We start from the raw sequence: 16,742 nt of genomic DNA on the forward strand, positions 1-16,742 counted from the left end.
TTTTTTGAATTAAGCATCGATTTCAGGCGCTTTTCCTAGATGTGCTTGAATCATCCAAATACGTTTTTCAGTCGCTGTTTTGAATTCGATGAAAATATCTTGTGTTGGATCATCGCCTTCTTCACCTGTTACGTCGATCCCTTTTTGGTAAAGGTCTGCTAAGTAACGGTAGCCGTCAACAAGCGTAGCTAAGCGTTCTTCCATTGTACGATCCCAACGTCCTACTTCGTCTGGGATTTTTGTTTGGTCAGCCATTTCACGTAATGTTGAGTAAGGTGAGCCGTCTAATGTGATTAAACGTTCTGAAATTTCGTCCAATTGATCGTTCACGTCATCCATGAAATCGTCCATCATTGGGTGTAATGTCAAGAAGCCCGGGCCGCGCATATACCAGTGAGTTTGGTGAATGACCATGGACATTTGACTCAAGTCTGCAACTAGTTGGTTCAATACTTCTTTTGTTTTTTCGTATTTCATTCCTTCATACCTCCTAATTTATCTTCCATTAAAAGCATAATACAATTATGGCAAAAGCACAAAGAAAATGCTGGAATTTTGCTTGCTTTTCGTATCTTATTGAAAAAGGGAGGTGAGAACAATCCTACATTTCATCTTTGGAACAATTATCGGGTCCTTTTTAGCGGTCGTTTGTACCCGGGTTCCATGAAACGAATCGCTGCTTTATCCGCCTTCACACTGTGACCATTGCCAGCACAGACTTCGACCAGTCGAAATGATTCCTTTAGTCTCTGCTTTGCTTCAAGGATTTCAGTGTATCCACTGCCGGCAAAAATTTTCGAAACGCAGCTTCTGGCTGGAATTATTTTGCGGCCTTCTCTGTTGGCTTTTTTTACAGGAATATCAGTGGGACAATCTTTGGACCTTGTTTTGGTTGTTCAGTTCATTAGTCTTAGCGGTGATCGATTGGGATTATTTGATTGTGGAGATGCGAATTTTTTTCGCAACGGGCATTCTTTTACTCATTAGCGGATTCTTTCTTTTTCCTATTTATTGGACTCATCCGTTGGCTGTTTGCGGCCTCTTTTACCTTAGCCAAAAAATTCTCCCAAACAGCTTAGGTTCGGGAGATCTTTGGGTGGTCGGGTTGTGGAGCTTCTTTCTATCCGGCTACGAGCTGCTGCAGCTGTTATTCATCGCATCGCTGAGCGGATTAGTCTTTTTCGGCTATCATGCGCTTCGTAAGAATCCCCCAGAGCGTCTACCGTTTCTACCCTTTTTGTTTATCGGGCTCTTAGTTTTACTTTTGAAAAGCCATTACGCTTCCCAATTTTGACGAATGAAGCCGCGTCGACCTGAGCCTTCGCTATAGGCAGCATAATGCTCAGGATTTTTTTGGTAAAAATCTTGATGATACTCTTCGGCTGGATAAAAAGGCTGTGCTGGTTCGATTGCTGTAACAATCGGTGCACTGAAGCGCCCACTTGCCTGAAGTCGTGCCTTAGATGCCTCTGCCGCTTCTTTTTGTTCAGGTGAAGCATAAAAAATCACTGGACGATAAGAATCGCCACGATCCGCAAATTGACCAAAGGCATCCGTTGGATCTGTTTGCTGCCAATAAATCTCCACCAGCTGCTCGTAAGAAATCACTGCTGGATCAAAGGTGATTTCCACTGCTTCAGTATGACCTGTTGTCCCACTGCAAACTTCTTCGTAGGTTGGATTGGGCACGTGTCCGCCCGTATAGCCTGAAACTACTTTTTTGATACCGGGCATTTGATCAAACGGCTTCACCATACACCAAAAACAGCCGCCAGCAAAAATTGCTTTTTCTTCTGTCATAAAATCGTCCCCCTTTTGCTTTCATCATAACCATTTTTGAGAAAAATGAAACGATTCTGCTTAAGAAGGACTTCTCAATCTTTAACGTAACTAGAAAGCGGGTGTGACAAGAATGTTGTCACACCCGCTGCTTCATTTACTCTCTTTAATAATTATCCTTGTCGATGGGATAAAGGATCTTGCCATACCCAGTATAATCATAATGGGTGCCTGCACTGATCTTATCTACTTCGCTATCATCAAAGAACAATTGATTGTCGTCGTCCTCGTCTAGATTCGGTAACTTTTTCTTCGTAGGCAAATCTAGCTGCTTCTTCACAAGGTTTTGTTCTTCCAATAAATTATTTAATCCTAAAATTTGGAAGTAAATATCGTTGATCATTTCACCCTGGCCTTCTACTTGGGTCTGCTTGATATTCTCAGCTGCTGGGGTATAATCCTTTGCGACCGTCAGCATCTCACTCCAGCTCAGGTCAGTCCGTACGTAATCTTCTACCGCATGCAGGTATTTTTTATACTTCGTGACAGAATTGACGGACAAAATTTTATGGACGATCTTCGATAAAATCTCTCGTTGTCGTGCTTGTCGGCCAACATCGCCTTTAGGGTCTTCATGACGCATCCGTACATATTCTAACGCATGTCTTCCATCTAAGGTTTGTTTGCCTTTTTTCACATGAACGCCATCTAATGTAAAATCAATCTTATTGTCGACCTCGATACCGCCCACCGCGTCAACTAACGTCTTCAAGCCCTTCATGTTGATCTCGATATAATGATCGACAGGAACGTCCATCATTTCTTGCACCGACTCAATCGCCATCTTCGTGCCGCCTAACGAATAAGCCGCGTTCAGCTTGTCATAATAGGTGTCGCCTTTTGCGACATAATTATTCTCGTCACCCTTATATCCAACGATCTGAGTATAAATATCTCGATCCAAACTCGTCATCATGGTTTGCTTTTTCTTTGGATTGATCGTTACCAGCATCATAGAATCGGAACGCCCTTGATAGGTTCGTCCTTTATCCCCTGTATCCGTCCCCATTAGAAGAATCGAAAAAGGTTCGCCGCTTTTTAAATCGACCGTATCTGATCGAGTATTTTTATAATTGACTTTCTTCGTCATTTTACTGATTGCCTGATCCACATCACTATTTACCTTCAACAGGTAAACCGTCGCAGCCCCAACAAGCAGCACGATGACGCCCACAACAATCAAAATAATTTTCTTTGTTCTGCTCATGTAGCACCTCAAAAATTTTACGTACTAATAATAGTTTCCGTCATTTTCTCACAAAAGCGGTTCTGACAATAGTCTTTCTTTTATGCTCTAAACGAAATTTAATATCTGATCAAAGTGACCGCTACCATTTCGCCAGATACCTTCCTATAATAGCGCGAAAATAAAAAGACCACAAGATTCTTTTGAATCTTGTGGCCTTCCTCTATAGGTAGCTTAACTTAATGGATTGTTCAAAGCGTCTTCAGCAGCCATTTGCGCTTCAATATCAGAGATACTGTAAACATTTTCGCTTGCCACAACGACTTCTTTTGGTTCCATGTTACGGTATGTCGCCATACCTGTACCGGCAGGGATAATCTTACCGATGATAACATTTTCCTTCAATCCAAGTAATGGATCTTTCTTACCGCGGATCGCAGCATCCGTCAACACACGAGTGGTTTCTTGGAATGATGCGGCAGATAAGAAGCTGTTTGTTTCCAATGATGCTTTGGTGATACCAAGCAAGACTGGACGAGATGTCGCAGGTGTGCCACCAGCAACCAAAGTATTGTAGTTTTGGTCTTTAAAGTCAGCAATATCAAGCAAAGTACCTGGCAAGATATCTGTGTCGCCTGGGTCCATGACGCGGACTTTACGCAACATTTGACGAACCATTACCTCAATATGTTTATCGCCGATTTCTACCCCTTGCATACGGTAAACACGTTGTACTTCACGTAACAGGTACGTTTCAACAGAGATAACATCGCGAACTTGCAGCAAGTGTTTTGGATCGATTGATCCTTCTGTTAATTGTGCCCCACGGTGAATCATGTCCCCTTCAACGACTTTCATACGAGCTGTGTAAGGAACTGTGTACGTACGAGTATCTGTTGCACCCTTAACGGTAACTTCCTTCGTACGAGTTGCTGCATCTTCAGCGATCTCAACAACTTCACCGGTAACTTCGGTAATAACAGCCAAACCTTTAGGATTACGTGCTTCGAAGATTTCTTGGACACGAGGAAGACCTTGTGTGATATCGTCTCCGGCAACCCCACCGGTATGGAATGTACGCATGGTCAACTGAGTACCAGGTTCACCGATTGATTGAGCGGCGATGGTACCAACTGCTTCACCGACTTCAACGTCGTCGCCAGTTGCCAAGTTGCGTCCGTAACAATGTTTACATACACCATGTTTCGTATTACATGTGAAGACTGAGCGGATCGTTAATTTCTCAACGCCAGCGTCAATGATGCGTTTCGCATCTGCTTCACTGATCAATGCGTCTGCAGGTAGTAACACTTCACCTGTTTCAGGATGCATAACAGATTTTTGTGTATAACGTCCAACTAGACGTTCTTCTAATGATTCGATGATTTCGTTTCCTTCGCGAATCGCAGAGATTTCCAACCCGCGGTCAGTACCGCAATCTTCTTCACGTACGATAACATCTTGGGCAACGTCAACCAAACGACGAGTCAAGTAACCTGAATCGGCTGTCTTCAAGGCGGTATCGGTCATCCCTTTACGAGCCCCGTGAGTAGAGATAAACATTTCCAAGACAGATAGACCTTCACGGAAGTTTGAGATGATTGGCAATTCCATGATTTGTCCATTCGGAGCGGCCATCAGTCCACGCATACCAGCAAGCTGAGTAAAGTTGGAGATGTTACCACGGGCTCCAGAATCAGACATCATGAAGATTGGGTTCTTCGCATCTAAAGATTCCATTAGTCGTTGTTGAATTTCATCTTTTGCCGCATTCCAAACAGCGATAACACGTTCATAACGTTCGTCGTCAGTAATCAACCCGCGACGGAATTGTTTCGTGATCGTGCCAACTTGTTTGTGGGCGTTGTCGATGATTTCTTGTTTTTCTGCCAGCGCCATGATATCTGCGATACCAACGGTCATACCAGCATGTGTTGAATGTTTGTAGCCTAAGTCTTTCATACGGTCAAGCATCATTGATGTATCCGTGACTTTGAAACGTTTGAAGACTTCAGCGATGATGTTTCCAAGATTTTTCTTCTTGAATGGCAAGATGATTTCTTGTTCCTTAATCGCTGCTGGAATATCTGCACCCTTTTCAACAAAGTATTTGTCAGGGGTGTATTGCGTTAAGTTGAAATCAGTTGGTTCGTTCAAGTAAGGGAATTCTTGCGGCATGATCTCGTTGAAAATAATTTTCCCAACGGTCGTGATCAGCATACGTTCTTTTTGTTCTTCAGTAAATGGTTTGTCGCCTAAAGTATTAGGATCAACAGCCACACGTGAATGCAAGTGAACGTAGCCATTACGCCAAGCTAAAACAGCTTCATTCATGTCACGGAAGATCATTCCTTCACCTTCGCGGCCTTCTTCTTCCATTGTTAGGTAATAGTTCCCCAAGACCATATCTTGAGATGGGGTAACAACTGGTTTACCATCTTTAGGGTTCAAGATGTGTGTTGCGGCCAACATCAACATACGAGCTTCCGCTTGTGCTTCTTCTCCTAGTGGTAGATGGACAGCCATTTGGTCTCCATCGAAATCGGCATTGTAGGCTTCACATACTAATGGGTGAAGACGAATCGCGCGACCTTCAACTAAGATTGGTTCGAAGGCTTGGATACCTAGTCTGTGCAACGTAGGTGCCCGGTTAAGCAATACTGGGTGTTCCTTGATTACTTCTTCCAAGACATCCCATACAACGTCTTCTTGACGTTCGATTTTACGTTTTGCATTTTTGATATTTGAAGCAATTTCACGTTGAACCAATTCTTTCATTACGAAAGGTTTGAACAATTCGATCGCCATTTCTTTTGGCAGACCACATTGATACATCTTCAAGAAAGGTCCAACAACGATAACGGAACGGGCAGAGTAATCGACACGTTTACCCAGCAAGTTTTGACGGAAACGACCTTGTTTCCCTTTCAACATGTGAGACAAAGATTTCAATGGACGGTTACCAGGTCCAGTAACTGGACGGCCACGACGACCATTATCGATTAAGGCATCGACTGCTTCTTGCAGCATTCGTTTTTCATTTTGAACAATGATGTTTGGTGCATTCAAATCTAACAAACGTTTCAAACGGTTGTTACGGTTGATTACACGACGGTATAGATCGTTCAAGTCAGAAGTCGCAAAACGACCCCCTTCTAATTGAACCATTGGACGTAGATCTGGCGGAATGACAGGGATAACATCCATAACCATCCAGCCTGGTTGATTGCCAGAAGAACGGAACGCTTCTAAAACATCTAAACGACGGATTGCCCGTGTACGTTTTTGACCTTGAGCCGTTTTCAATTCTTCTTTTAATTCTGCTGATTCTCCATCTAAGTCTACTTGATCTAATAATTGTTTGATAGCTTCGGCACCCATTGCCGCATGGAATTCTTGACCGTATTGATCACGTTTTTCACGGTATTCACGTTCAGTCAATAATTGTTTCTTCTCTAGGCTAGTATTACCTGGATCGATTACGACATACGATGCAAAATAGATGATTTCTTCCAACGCACGTGGACTCATGTCTAGCACAAGACCCATCCGAGAAGGAATTCCTTTGAAATACCAGATATGTGTAACAGGAGCTGCTAATTCAATGTGACCCATCCGTTCACGGCGAACTTTCGAACGAGTGACTTCAACACCACAACGGTCGCAGACAATCCCTTTGTAACGGATCCGTTTGTATTTCCCACAGGCACATTCCCAGTCTTTGGTTGGCCCAAAAATTCTTTCATCGAATAACCCTTCGCGTTCAGGCTTCAATGTACGGTAGTTAATGGTTTCCGGTTTTTTTACTTCACCGTATGACCAGCTTCTGATTTTTTCAGGAGAAGCCAAACCTATTTGCATACTTTCGAATTTATTTACATCGATCAAAAGGGTTTCCCTCCATTTCATTTTATCGTAAGTCAGCTAGGGGATAGCTGACTTACACATGCATAAACGGTGTTCCAGAAGCAGCTTCTTCGGAAACAAGCCGAAAGTTCATCAAATTTGAGAAACAATTTTTTTGAACTTCCTTCTCATTTCCTGAAGCTGAACACTTCTGACACAACCTCTTCAGACAAGTGTGACTCTTATAAGTCTTCAGCAGTTTCGATTTCTTGGATCAAATCCGATTTTTGTTCGGCTTTTTCAGCAGCTGCTTGCGCTTCGACTTCTTTTGCAGATTGTTGCTGTTCGGCATATTTCGTCAATGCGTCAACTGTGATCAAGTCGTCATCATCATCATCCATGTCTCGCAACTCGATTTCTTTGTCATTGATATCTAAGACTTGCATATCTAAACCAAGAGCTTGTAATTCTTTCACCAATACGCGGAAAGATTCAGGCACACCTGGTTTTGGAATAGGTTCACCTTTGACGATGGCTTCGTAAGTTTTCACACGACCAACCACATCATCTGATTTGTAAGTCAAGATTTCTTGTAACGTGTAGGCAGCACCGTAAGCTTCCAGTGCCCAAACTTCCATTTCCCCGAAACGTTGTCCACCAAATTGTGCTTTACCACCCAATGGTTGTTGCGTAACAAGAGAGTATGGTCCGATTGAACGAGCATGCAATTTATCATCGACCATGTGGGCCAATTTGATCATGTACATAACCCCTACGGAAATACGGTTATCAAATGGTTCTCCGGTACGTCCATCATAAAGAACGGTTTTGGCATCTGCCGCCATCCGAGCTTCACGAACGGTTTCCCAAACATCGCTATCCTGCGCCCCATCGAAGACCGGTGTAGCCACGTGGATACCTAGTTGGCGAGCAGCCATCCCTAAGTGTAATTCCAGTACTTGTCCGATATTCATACGAGAAGGTACCCCTAGTGGATTCAACATGATATCAACTGGTGTGCCGTCTGGTAAGAATGGCATATCTTCTTCTGGCATGATGCGTGAAACGACCCCTTTGTTTCCGTGACGGCCGGCCATTTTATCCCCTTCATGGATCTTACGTTTTTGCACGATATAGACGCGCACTAACATATTCACACCTGGAGACAATTCATCGCCTGCTTCACGAGTAAAGATCTTCACATCATGAACGATCCCGCCGCCGCCATGAGGCACACGTAGAGAAGTATCACGTACTTCACGGGCTTTTTCACCAAAGATCGCGTGTAACAATCGTTCTTCAGCAGATAATTCCGTTACCCCTTTAGGAGTGACTTTACCTACAAGTAAATCACCATCATGAACTTCGGCACCGATGCGGATAATTCCCATTTCGTCCAAGTTCTTCAATGCGTCTTCCCCAACGTTAGGGATTTCGCGAGTGATTTCTTCAGGTCCTAATTTGGTATCACGTGCTTCTGATTCATATTCTTCAATATGGATTGAGGTATACACATCATCTTTCACCAAACGACGGCTCATGATGATCGCATCTTCATAGTTGTACCCTTCCCAAGTCATGAAGGCTACGACAACGTTTTGACCTAAAGCCAATTCGCCGTTTTCCATAGAAGGTCCGTCAGCTAAAATGTCGCCGACTTCAACTTTTTCACCTAATCCAACGAGTGGACGTTGGTTGTAACTTGTACCTGAGTTTGAACGACGGAATTTTGTAATGTCGTATTTATCTAATGCGCCATTGTCGCGACGAACACGAACTTCGTGCGCATCAACGAATTCAACGACACCATCGTTTTTACATAATAAAGCGGCACCTGAGTCATGAGCTGCTTTGTATTCCATACCAGTACCAACCCATGGAGAACGAGGTTGGATCAATGGCACAGCTTGACGCTGCATGTTGGCACCCATCAAGGCACGGTTGGAGTCATCGTTTTCCAAGAATGGGATACAAGCGGTAGCGACTGCAACTACTTGCTTCGGTGACACGTCCATATAATCCACTTTATCGATCGTTACTTCCAAGTTTTCAGAAGTTGCACGAGCCATAACGACTTCTTCAGCGAAGGTGCCGTCATCGTTCAATTTACTGTTTGCTTGAGCAACTACGTAATGGTCCTCGATATCCGCAGTTAAGTAATCGATGGTATCCGTTACTTGACCAGTTGCGCGATCCACACGACGGTACGGTGTTTCGATGAAACCAAACTTGTTGACTTTCGCATAGGAAGCCAAGCTGTTGATCAACCCGATGTTGGGACCTTCGGGGGTTTCAATCGGACACATACGACCATAGTGAGAATAGTGAACGTCTCGGACTTCATAACCAGCGCGGTCACGAGTCAAACCACCAGGTCCTAAGGCAGATAGACGACGTTTGTGGGTCAATTCCCCTAATGGGTTGGTTTGGTCCATGAACTGTGACAACTGAGAAGAACCGAAGAATTCTTTGATGCTGGCAACAACTGGTCGAATGTTGATCAATTGTTGCGGCGTCAAGGTTTCTTGGTCTTGAATTGACATACGTTCGCGAACAACACGTTCCATACGGGCTAAGCCGATTCGGAATTGGTTTTGTAACAATTCACCGACTGAACGGATACGACGGTTTCCTAAGTGGTCGATGTCATCGACATTGCCGATGCCTTCCATCAAGTTCAAGAAGTAGCTCATTGAAGCGATGATGTCAGCAGGACGAACTGTACGTACGGAAGAATCCGGATAGGCATTACCGATCACTGTTACTTCACGTTCTGGGTCTTTTGGTGAAAAGACTTTGATGACTTGAACAGTCATTGGATCTGTTACAACCGCATCTTCAGATGGGTAGTAGGTTACTGAGTTCAAGCCGCCTTCTAATTTCGGACCTAAGTCTTCCATTACCTGATGCGTTAAAACTGTTCCTTTTTCAACGATGATTTCCCCTGTTTCAGGATCAACCAATGTTTCAGCCAAGGTCAAGTTCAATAGACGTGTTTTAAGGTCTAATTTTTTATTTACTTTGTAACGACCAACATTTGCTAAGTCGTAACGTTTTGGATCGAAGAAACGAGCCGTTAACAAGCTACGAGAGCTGTCAGCAGTTTTTGGTTCACCTGGACGTAAACGTTCGTATACATCTTTCAAACCTTCTTCGGTACGAGAATCGCTTGGGTTTTTATGCAAGTCTTTCTCAATTGTGTTACGTAATGATTCGCTTTCTCCAAAGATTTCGAAGATTGTATCATCTGAACCAAAACCTAAGGCACGAACTAACGTAGTCAACGGAATTTTACGAGTACGGTCAATCCGTACGTAAGAAATGTCTTTTGCGTCTGTTTCCATTTCTAACCATGCGCCACGGTTAGGGATAACAGTTGAGCCAAAGCCTTCTTTTCCGTTTTTATCTACTTTCCCATGGAAATACACACCAGGAGAACGAACCAATTGGGAAACGATTACTCGTTCCGCACCATTGATAATAAAGGTTCCTTGTTCTGTCATTAATGGGAAATCACCAAAGAATACTTCTTGGGATTTGATTTCGCCTGTTTCGCGGTTTACTAAGCGTAAGACCACATGTAATGGTGCAGAATAGTTTGCATCGTGTGAACGAGCCTCTGCTACCGTGTATTTAGGTTCTTTTAATTCATAGTCAACAAATTCAAGTGACAAGTTTCCATTAAAGTCTTCAATTGGCAAAATGTCTTCAAACATTTCTCGCAAGCCCTCATCTAAGAACCATTGATAAGAATCTGTTTGAATTTCGATCAAATTCGGTAATTCCAACACTTCACTGATTCGTGCGAAGCTTCTACGTTCTCGGTGTTTCCCGTATTTTACTACGTGTCCAGCCAAGTTCTTCACCCCTCTTAAAAGTTTGAAAACCGATCCGAAGATAAATTACATTAATGTTACAAAAATTAAATTACTGTAACACCTGACATTTTTTGCGGCTTTTAGGCAAAAAAAAACCAAAAATAGAACGTTCTCTTGAAAATATTCGCGAGCTTCTACTTTTGTTTCCTTATTTAAAAGCCGGAACGGACAATATTTCGTTCCTGCCTTTTATCATTTCAGATAGTTTTAGCAAATTAATATAATACACGACGATAACATAAAAGTCAATAGTCTCAATGCTTTGATTCCTGTTACGCTAACTTTTCTTAAAACTTTCAGTAAACATCAATTGCTTTAATTAGACTTACATTTTTGAATATTCAGAATATTCGACATTTTATTATTGACATCTCATTTTTCTTAACGTATACTAATTTACATCTTAACCCAAGTTGGAGGTTGTTCCTATGTTGAACTCAAAAACCACACAACTGAATAATCGCTATTACTTTAGCTATTTTAGATAGGTTTGTATTCATCACGATGGATACAAACAACTTGAGTGTTTTTTGTATCTATGATGGCTAGAGCATTTCGACGTACCAACGGCCGCATAGAGAAATCTAAGTGGCTGAAGAATCATACTATTTTTGTATTCGCATCACCCACTTAGACCTTCATCCATTCTAAGCGGGTGATTTTTTTATGACAAAAGGAGAGAAAATTATGAAAAAGACAGTATTAGCAGGAATTGGTTTGGTAAGTTTATTGATGTTGGGTGCATGCGGCAATAAAGACGCAGCTAGTGACGACAACGTGAAACATGTGGGCGTTTTGCAATTAGTCCAACACGCTTCTTTAGACAATGCCTATGAAGGCTTTAAAGAAGGCTTGGCAGAAGGCGGCTACAAAGAAGACGACAATTTAAAAATTGAATACCAAAACGCACAAAACAATCAAGACAATCTAAAAAGTATGAGTGAGAAGCTCGTGAAGGAAGAACCTGATCTTTTACTAGGGATCGCCACTCCGGCAGCCCAATCTTTATTAAATGCAACAACAGAAATTCCAATCACCGTAACTGCGGTAACGGATTTAGAAGAAGCAAAATTAGTGAAAAGTGACAAAGCACCTGGCGGCAATGTCACAGGAACAACCGATATGGTTCCTATCGACAAGCAAATTGATCTGCTGCTTTCTATCGTACCCGATGCAAAATCCATCGGAATTATGTACAACGCCGGCGAAGCCAACTCAAAAATCCAAGCAGACTTAGCTGAAAAAGCATTGAAAAAAGCAGGTGTTGAGGTAAAAATCAAAACGGCCAACACGACAAACGATGTTCAACAAGTAACAGAATCATTGGCAAACGAAACAGATGGTATCTACGTACCAACAGACAATACCTTCGCAAGCGCGGCGGCAGTCATTGGTGATGTTGTTAAAGAAAAGAAAATTCCATTGGTTGCTGGCTCCACTGAACAAATCGACGATGGTGGTTTAGCTACTGTCGGGATCGACTACAAATCACTTGGAAAACAAACAGGGAAAATGGCAGCCAAAATTTTAGACGGCGATGCAAAACCTGAAGATACACCTGTTGAATCAGCGGACACGCTTAAATTAGTTGTTAATAAGGACATGGCAGAAGCATTAGGAATTGATCCTGACAGCATCAAAGAACCTAAATAAACAAGTTAAAACAGCTCCACAAAGAAAGAAGGAAGAATCATGAATGTTATCACTTTGTTATTATCAGCTACGTCACAAGGTATGCTCTGGTCGCTATTGGCGATCGGTGTTTACATGACATTTCGAATATTAGACATCGCCGATCTTACTGCCGAGGGAAGCTTTCCCTTAGGCGGCGGGATCGCTGCGATCGGGATTGTGAATGGAATGCATCCTGCAGTCGCAACTTTGTTGGCCTTTGGCGGCGGAATGCTGGCTGGATTGGTCACTGGAATCTTGAATACGAAATTCAAAATTCCAGCGTTATTAGCTGGGATCATTACGATGACTGGTTTGTATTCCGTGACTTCACGGGTCATGGGTGCACCGAACATCGCTTTGCTGGGAGAAAATACCGTTTTTACCACTGCCCAGGAAATGGGATTAAGCAAAAACAATGCGGTTATCGCAGTAGGATTGTTAATCGTACTGTTGGTTATCCTGCTGTTAGTACTCTTTTTCCGAACGGAAATCGGTTTAGCTGTTCGAGCAACCGGAGATAATCCCGATATGAGTGAGGCAAATGGCATCAAAACGGAAAATATGAAACTGCTAGGCTACATGATCTCCAATGGCAGCATCGCTCTTTCAGGTGCCCTATTAGCACAAAACAACGGATTTGCTGATTTGAACTCAGGAGTTGGGACCATCGTTATCGGATTAGCTTCGATTATTATTGCGGAAGTTCTGCTTCACAATAAACCAATCCTTATTCGTTTGATTACGATTGTGGCTGGGGCGATTATTTATCGCTTTATCTTAGCTCTAGTATTCGAGATGAACGTAGAACCAACGGATTCCAAGTTAGCTTCAGCGATCGTATTGGTTATCTGTTTATCCTTGCCACAAATTCGATCAAAATTTACCTTCAAAACAAAAAAGAAAGGGGCGAACGTAAATGCAGCCAGTCTTAAGGATTAATAATCTTCATCAATATTTCGAACGCGGGACGGTTAATGAGAACCATGTGCTGCGAGGCATCAACTTAAGTTTAGCCCCTGGCGAATTTGTGACGATCATCGGAGGAAATGGTGCCGGAAAATCTACGCTGCTAAACAGTGTCGCTGGAACCCTTCCAGTTGAAGAAGGCCAACTATTTTTAAACGAAGAAGAAATCACTAAACAGTCCGTAACACGCCGCTCAAAAAGAATCAGTCGTGTCTTCCAAGATCCTAAAATGGGGACAGCCGTTCGTTTATCTGTAGAGGAAAACTTAGCGCTAGCAATGAAACGCGGGCACAAACGCGGCTTCTCTTTAGGTGTAAAAAGCAAAGATCGCAGTTTCTTCCAGGAACAGCTGGCTATGCTGAATTTAAATTTGGAAAACCGCTTAGATGCTGAAATCGGGTTGCTTTCAGGCGGACAACGCCAAGCCATCACATTATTAATGGCGACATTGCAGCGTCCTGACCTTATCTTACTCGATGAGCATACGGCCGCACTGGATCCAAAAACCTCCTTAACGGTTATGGAGTTGACCGAGCGATTGATTCGTGAGCAGGAGCTGACCGCCTTCATGGTCACTCACAATATGGAGGATGCGATTCAATACGGCAATCGTCTCATCATGCTCCATCAAGGGCAAATTGCTTTGGATTTAAAACAAGAAGAGAAACAAAACTTAACGGTTCCAAAATTAATGGAGCTTTTCCACCAAAATTCAGGGGTCGAGCTCAAAGACGATGCATTATTATTAGGTTAGTACAATTGGATTCTCCCTTCTTTCTTGACAGGCTACTTTTATGTAGTCTGTTTTTTTGTTACACTGAGCCCAGAATAAAAACTAAAGGAGGGATCAGGTTGACCACGAAAGAAAAGGTCCTGGCTCGCTTAAAAGCAGCCGACGAAGTTTTATCAGGCGAAGCTTTAGCTCAAGAGTTAGGTGTATCCCGTACCGCTATCTGGAAGGCCATCAAAGAGTTAGAAAAGAAGGGCTATCAGATCCAACATTTAGCAAACGGCTATCGCTATCAACCTTCTGATATTTTAGATGCACAGGAAATTCAAGATCAGATTCAACATGCTGTCGATGTAACAGTATTAGATTCATCTGTCTCAACTATGAAGGATGCGCAATTGGCCGTTATGGAGGGAAAATCATCGCCCTTATTGATTGTGGCGGACATGCAGGAAGCTCCGCGAGGACGTTTCAATCGGCCCTTTTTCGCTGCAAAGCAACAAGGGATCTATATGAGTCTGCTGCTGGAACCAAAGGAACAACTGCAAGAATTGCCCCAATATACTATCTTGATGGCTGTAGCTGTTACTGAGGCGATAGATGAATTATTAGGCGTTGATAGTCAAATCAAATGGGTCAACGACATTTATTTGAATCACAAAAAAATCGTTGGTATCTTATCGGAAGCCATGACCGATATCGAAAGCAACTCATTAAAATATATTATCATTGGCATGGGCATCAACTTTTCGATTCCCCAAGAAAATTATCCTGAGGAGCTGCAAGAAAAAGCAACCTCCCTGTTCCCTGATGGAGTCGCAACAACGACACGAAACCAATTGATCATAACTATTTGGAATCGTTTCTTTGCTTTATTGGCCGATCCAACGACCTATCTGGATGCCTATCGTAAAAAATCTTTCGTGCTAGGCAAAAAAATTACCTTCAAGCGGAAAGATCAGCTGTACGTAGGTACGGCTATTGCTATTACCGATGTCGGAGAATTGGTTGTTGATCTAGGAAATGAAACAATCACCCTCTCCTCTGGTGAAATCAGTTTAAGTTCCATCCAATAAGCGACTTATTTTCAGTAAATACAAAAAAATGATGTGCCGCATTCGGCACATCATTTTGGTTCTATAATATTTTGTGTTGGTGGGAAATCGAACCCGATTTTCTGCCAGCACTTTTTACTTGTCTTCAAATCAAAAAGAGACTACCGTTTGGTAAGATTTAGCCTTCTAAAACCAACCTAACCAAAGGAGTCCCTCTATGGATAATCATACTAGAAATTTACTTGGATTAACAGACAAACACTTTCACTTCGATGACGATTGGCTCGAAGAAAGAAGATACAAAGGGGTTCAAGCCCAATTTATTAAAGGAAAACTAATCACTTTTCCTAGTCGTTGTGAAAACTGCGGCTCCTTAGAAATCATTCGCAATGGTTCCTATACGACCCGTTCTCAGATGCTAAAAGTCAAAGAAAAGCTAACCATCTTAGAATTGAAACGATCTCGCTTCTTGTGCCATGCTTGCGGCACAACGTTTTCTGCCAAAACCGACTTAGTCGATGATCACCACCAACTAACGAAAGAACTGAAACATGCGATACTCATGGAGCTATTCGAAAATCAATCTCGCAAATTAATCGCAAAGAAATTCTTTGTTTCTGACGGTACCATCACGCGGATCTTACGAGAAGCGACGAAGGACTATCAACCAAACAAAAAATACTTGCCCACTGTCTTATGTATGGACGAATTCAAATCCATGAAATCTGTCGCTGGATCGATGAGCTTTATCTGTGTTGATGGAACGACAAACAAATTGTTTACCATCCTTGAGGATCGCCGATTATTTAAGCTCACACAATACTTCATGCGCTTTCCCAGAAAAGCACGGCTAAACGTCAAATACCTTGTCATGGATATGAACGCCAGCTACAATCAGCTACTAAAAAAGGTCTTTCCCAATGCGGAAATCGTCACGGACCGCTTTCATATCGTGCAGCACATCAATCGGAATTTCAATCAATTGCGCGTACAAATCATGAATCGTTTTCGCACCTCTCGTTCAGAAGATCAAAAGAAATACCGTCGGCTAAAACGCTATTGGAAACTACTGCTCAAAGATTCAGATAAGCTGGAGCCGCTCAAACGCCACTATCATCGGCTGTTCAAAAAGGAAATGAGCCAGACAGAAGTGATTGATGAACTCCTGAGCTACAGCGAAGAACTACGAAAAGCCTATCACTTTGTCCAACTATTGCGTTATTATTTCAATAAACGTGATAATGAAGGATTTCAAGAAACACTGAAACACATAGACCCTACCTTTCCTAAAGCATTCAAAAAGAAATTCCAGATCTTTTATCGCTATCATTCTGGTATCGCCAATGCGTTTAAAGTGAAACTTTCAAATGGAGCAACAGAAGGACTAAACAACAAAATCAAATTGATTAAGCGGATCGCATTTGGCTATCGTAATTTCTACAACTTCAGAGCACGGATTTATTTACAGCAAGGATTGATCTTTGAAAAGTAAAAAAGTATGCGGTGCACAACTCGCACCGCATACCGGACTAAATTTTATTCAGATTTGTCTCCACCAACACGATTTG

At 42.5% G+C, this 16,742-nt stretch carries 11 protein-coding genes and 1 pseudogene; 7 read left to right on the top strand and 5 right to left on the bottom strand.

Going from position 1 to position 16,742, the window contains the following annotated elements:
* Positions 1 to 9 precede the first annotated feature (9 nt).
* Complete coding sequence (locus tag IGI50_RS15330) at positions 10 to 477, bottom strand: Dps family protein (protein ID WP_010744344.1); 468 nt, start codon at positions 475 to 477, stop codon at positions 10 to 12.
* A 199-nt stretch (positions 478 to 676) separates the two neighbouring features.
* Here IGI50_RS15330 and IGI50_RS15335 point away from each other — a divergent pair.
* A pseudogene (locus tag IGI50_RS15335) lies at positions 677 to 841 on the top strand (prepilin peptidase); the annotation flags it as partial.
* A 51-nt stretch (positions 842 to 892) separates the two neighbouring features.
* Positions 893 to 1,294, top strand: a complete 402-nt coding sequence (locus IGI50_RS15340; protein ID WP_438777539.1) for a prepilin peptidase — start codon at positions 893 to 895, stop codon at positions 1,292 to 1,294.
* On the opposite strand, the gene msrA is transcribed toward IGI50_RS15340, so the two are convergent.
* The 4 genes from msrA to rpoB form a co-directional block, all read right to left on the bottom strand.
* Positions 1,276 to 1,800 carry a peptide-methionine (S)-S-oxide reductase MsrA gene (gene msrA / locus IGI50_RS15345; RefSeq protein WP_438777540.1) on the bottom strand — a complete coding sequence of 175 codons (525 nt, stop codon included), beginning with the start codon at positions 1,798 to 1,800 and terminating at the stop codon, positions 1,276 to 1,278. The two genes, IGI50_RS15340 and msrA, sit on opposite strands and share 19 nt — an antisense overlap.
* 145 nt (positions 1,801 to 1,945) lie before the next feature.
* The gene (locus IGI50_RS15350) at positions 1,946 to 3,046 is read right to left on the bottom strand and encodes an LCP family protein (RefSeq protein ID WP_010744342.1); all 1,101 of its coding nucleotides are present in this window, start codon (positions 3,044 to 3,046) and stop codon (positions 1,946 to 1,948) included.
* 213 nt (positions 3,047 to 3,259) lie between these two features.
* Positions 3,260 to 6,913 carry a DNA-directed RNA polymerase subunit beta' gene (gene rpoC, locus IGI50_RS15355; RefSeq protein ID WP_438777541.1) on the bottom strand — a complete coding sequence of 1,218 codons (3,654 nt, stop codon included), beginning with the start codon at positions 6,911 to 6,913 and terminating at the stop codon, positions 3,260 to 3,262.
* A 200-nt stretch (positions 6,914 to 7,113) separates the two neighbouring features.
* Positions 7,114 to 10,728, bottom strand: a complete 3,615-nt coding sequence (rpoB, locus tag IGI50_RS15360) for a DNA-directed RNA polymerase subunit beta (RefSeq protein WP_010744340.1) — start codon at positions 10,726 to 10,728, stop codon at positions 7,114 to 7,116.
* A gap of 708 nt (positions 10,729 to 11,436) precedes the next feature.
* Here rpoB and IGI50_RS15365 point away from each other — a divergent pair.
* The 5 genes from IGI50_RS15365 to IGI50_RS15385 all read left to right on the top strand — a co-directional run bounded on the left by IGI50_RS15365 (position 11,437) and on the right by IGI50_RS15385 (position 16,666).
* Positions 11,437 to 12,402 (top strand): ABC transporter substrate-binding protein, encoded by a 966-nt coding sequence (locus tag IGI50_RS15365; RefSeq protein ID WP_010744339.1) that lies wholly within the window; start codon positions 11,437 to 11,439, stop codon positions 12,400 to 12,402.
* Between the two features lie 39 nt (positions 12,403 to 12,441).
* Positions 12,442 to 13,362, top strand: a complete 921-nt coding sequence (locus IGI50_RS15370; protein WP_218256237.1) for an ABC transporter permease — start codon at positions 12,442 to 12,444, stop codon at positions 13,360 to 13,362.
* Positions 13,340 to 14,143, top strand: coding sequence for an ABC transporter ATP-binding protein (locus IGI50_RS15375; protein ID WP_010744337.1), 804 nt, complete (start codon positions 13,340 to 13,342; stop codon positions 14,141 to 14,143). Before IGI50_RS15370 ends, IGI50_RS15375 begins: the two co-directional genes overlap by 23 nt.
* 98 nt (positions 14,144 to 14,241) lie before the next feature.
* Positions 14,242 to 15,195: a biotin--[acetyl-CoA-carboxylase] ligase gene (locus IGI50_RS15380; RefSeq protein WP_438777542.1), complete on the top strand. Its 954-nt coding sequence runs from the start codon at positions 14,242 to 14,244 to the stop codon at positions 15,193 to 15,195.
* A gap of 196 nt (positions 15,196 to 15,391) precedes the next feature.
* Positions 15,392 to 16,666, top strand: coding sequence for an ISL3 family transposase (locus tag IGI50_RS15385; RefSeq protein ID WP_438776798.1), 1,275 nt, complete (start codon positions 15,392 to 15,394; stop codon positions 16,664 to 16,666).
* Positions 16,667 to 16,742: the final 76 nt, after the last annotated feature.

The organism is Enterococcus sp. DIV0170, assembly GCF_051710765.1.
Classification (GTDB): Bacteria; Bacillota; Bacilli; order Lactobacillales; family Enterococcaceae; genus Enterococcus_A; species Enterococcus_A raffinosus.

Coding starts and splice junctions, on each gene's coding strand:
- IGI50_RS15330 (WP_010744344.1), bottom strand. CDS start 477: ATGAAATACGAAAAAACAAAAGAAGTATTGAACCAACTAGTTGCAGAC.
- msrA (WP_438777540.1), bottom strand. CDS start 1,800: ATGACAGAAGAAAAAGCAATTTTTGCTGGCGGCTGTTTTTGGTGTATG.
- IGI50_RS15350 (WP_010744342.1), bottom strand. CDS start 3,046: ATGAGCAGAACAAAGAAAATTATTTTGATTGTTGTGGGCGTCATCGTG.
- IGI50_RS15365 (WP_010744339.1), top strand. CDS start 11,437: ATGAAAAAGACAGTATTAGCAGGAATTGGTTTGGTAAGTTTATTGATG.
- IGI50_RS15370 (WP_218256237.1), top strand. CDS start 12,442: ATGAATGTTATCACTTTGTTATTATCAGCTACGTCACAAGGTATGCTC.
- IGI50_RS15375 (WP_010744337.1), top strand. CDS start 13,340: ATGCAGCCAGTCTTAAGGATTAATAATCTTCATCAATATTTCGAACGC.
- IGI50_RS15385 (WP_438776798.1), top strand. CDS start 15,392: ATGGATAATCATACTAGAAATTTACTTGGATTAACAGACAAACACTTT.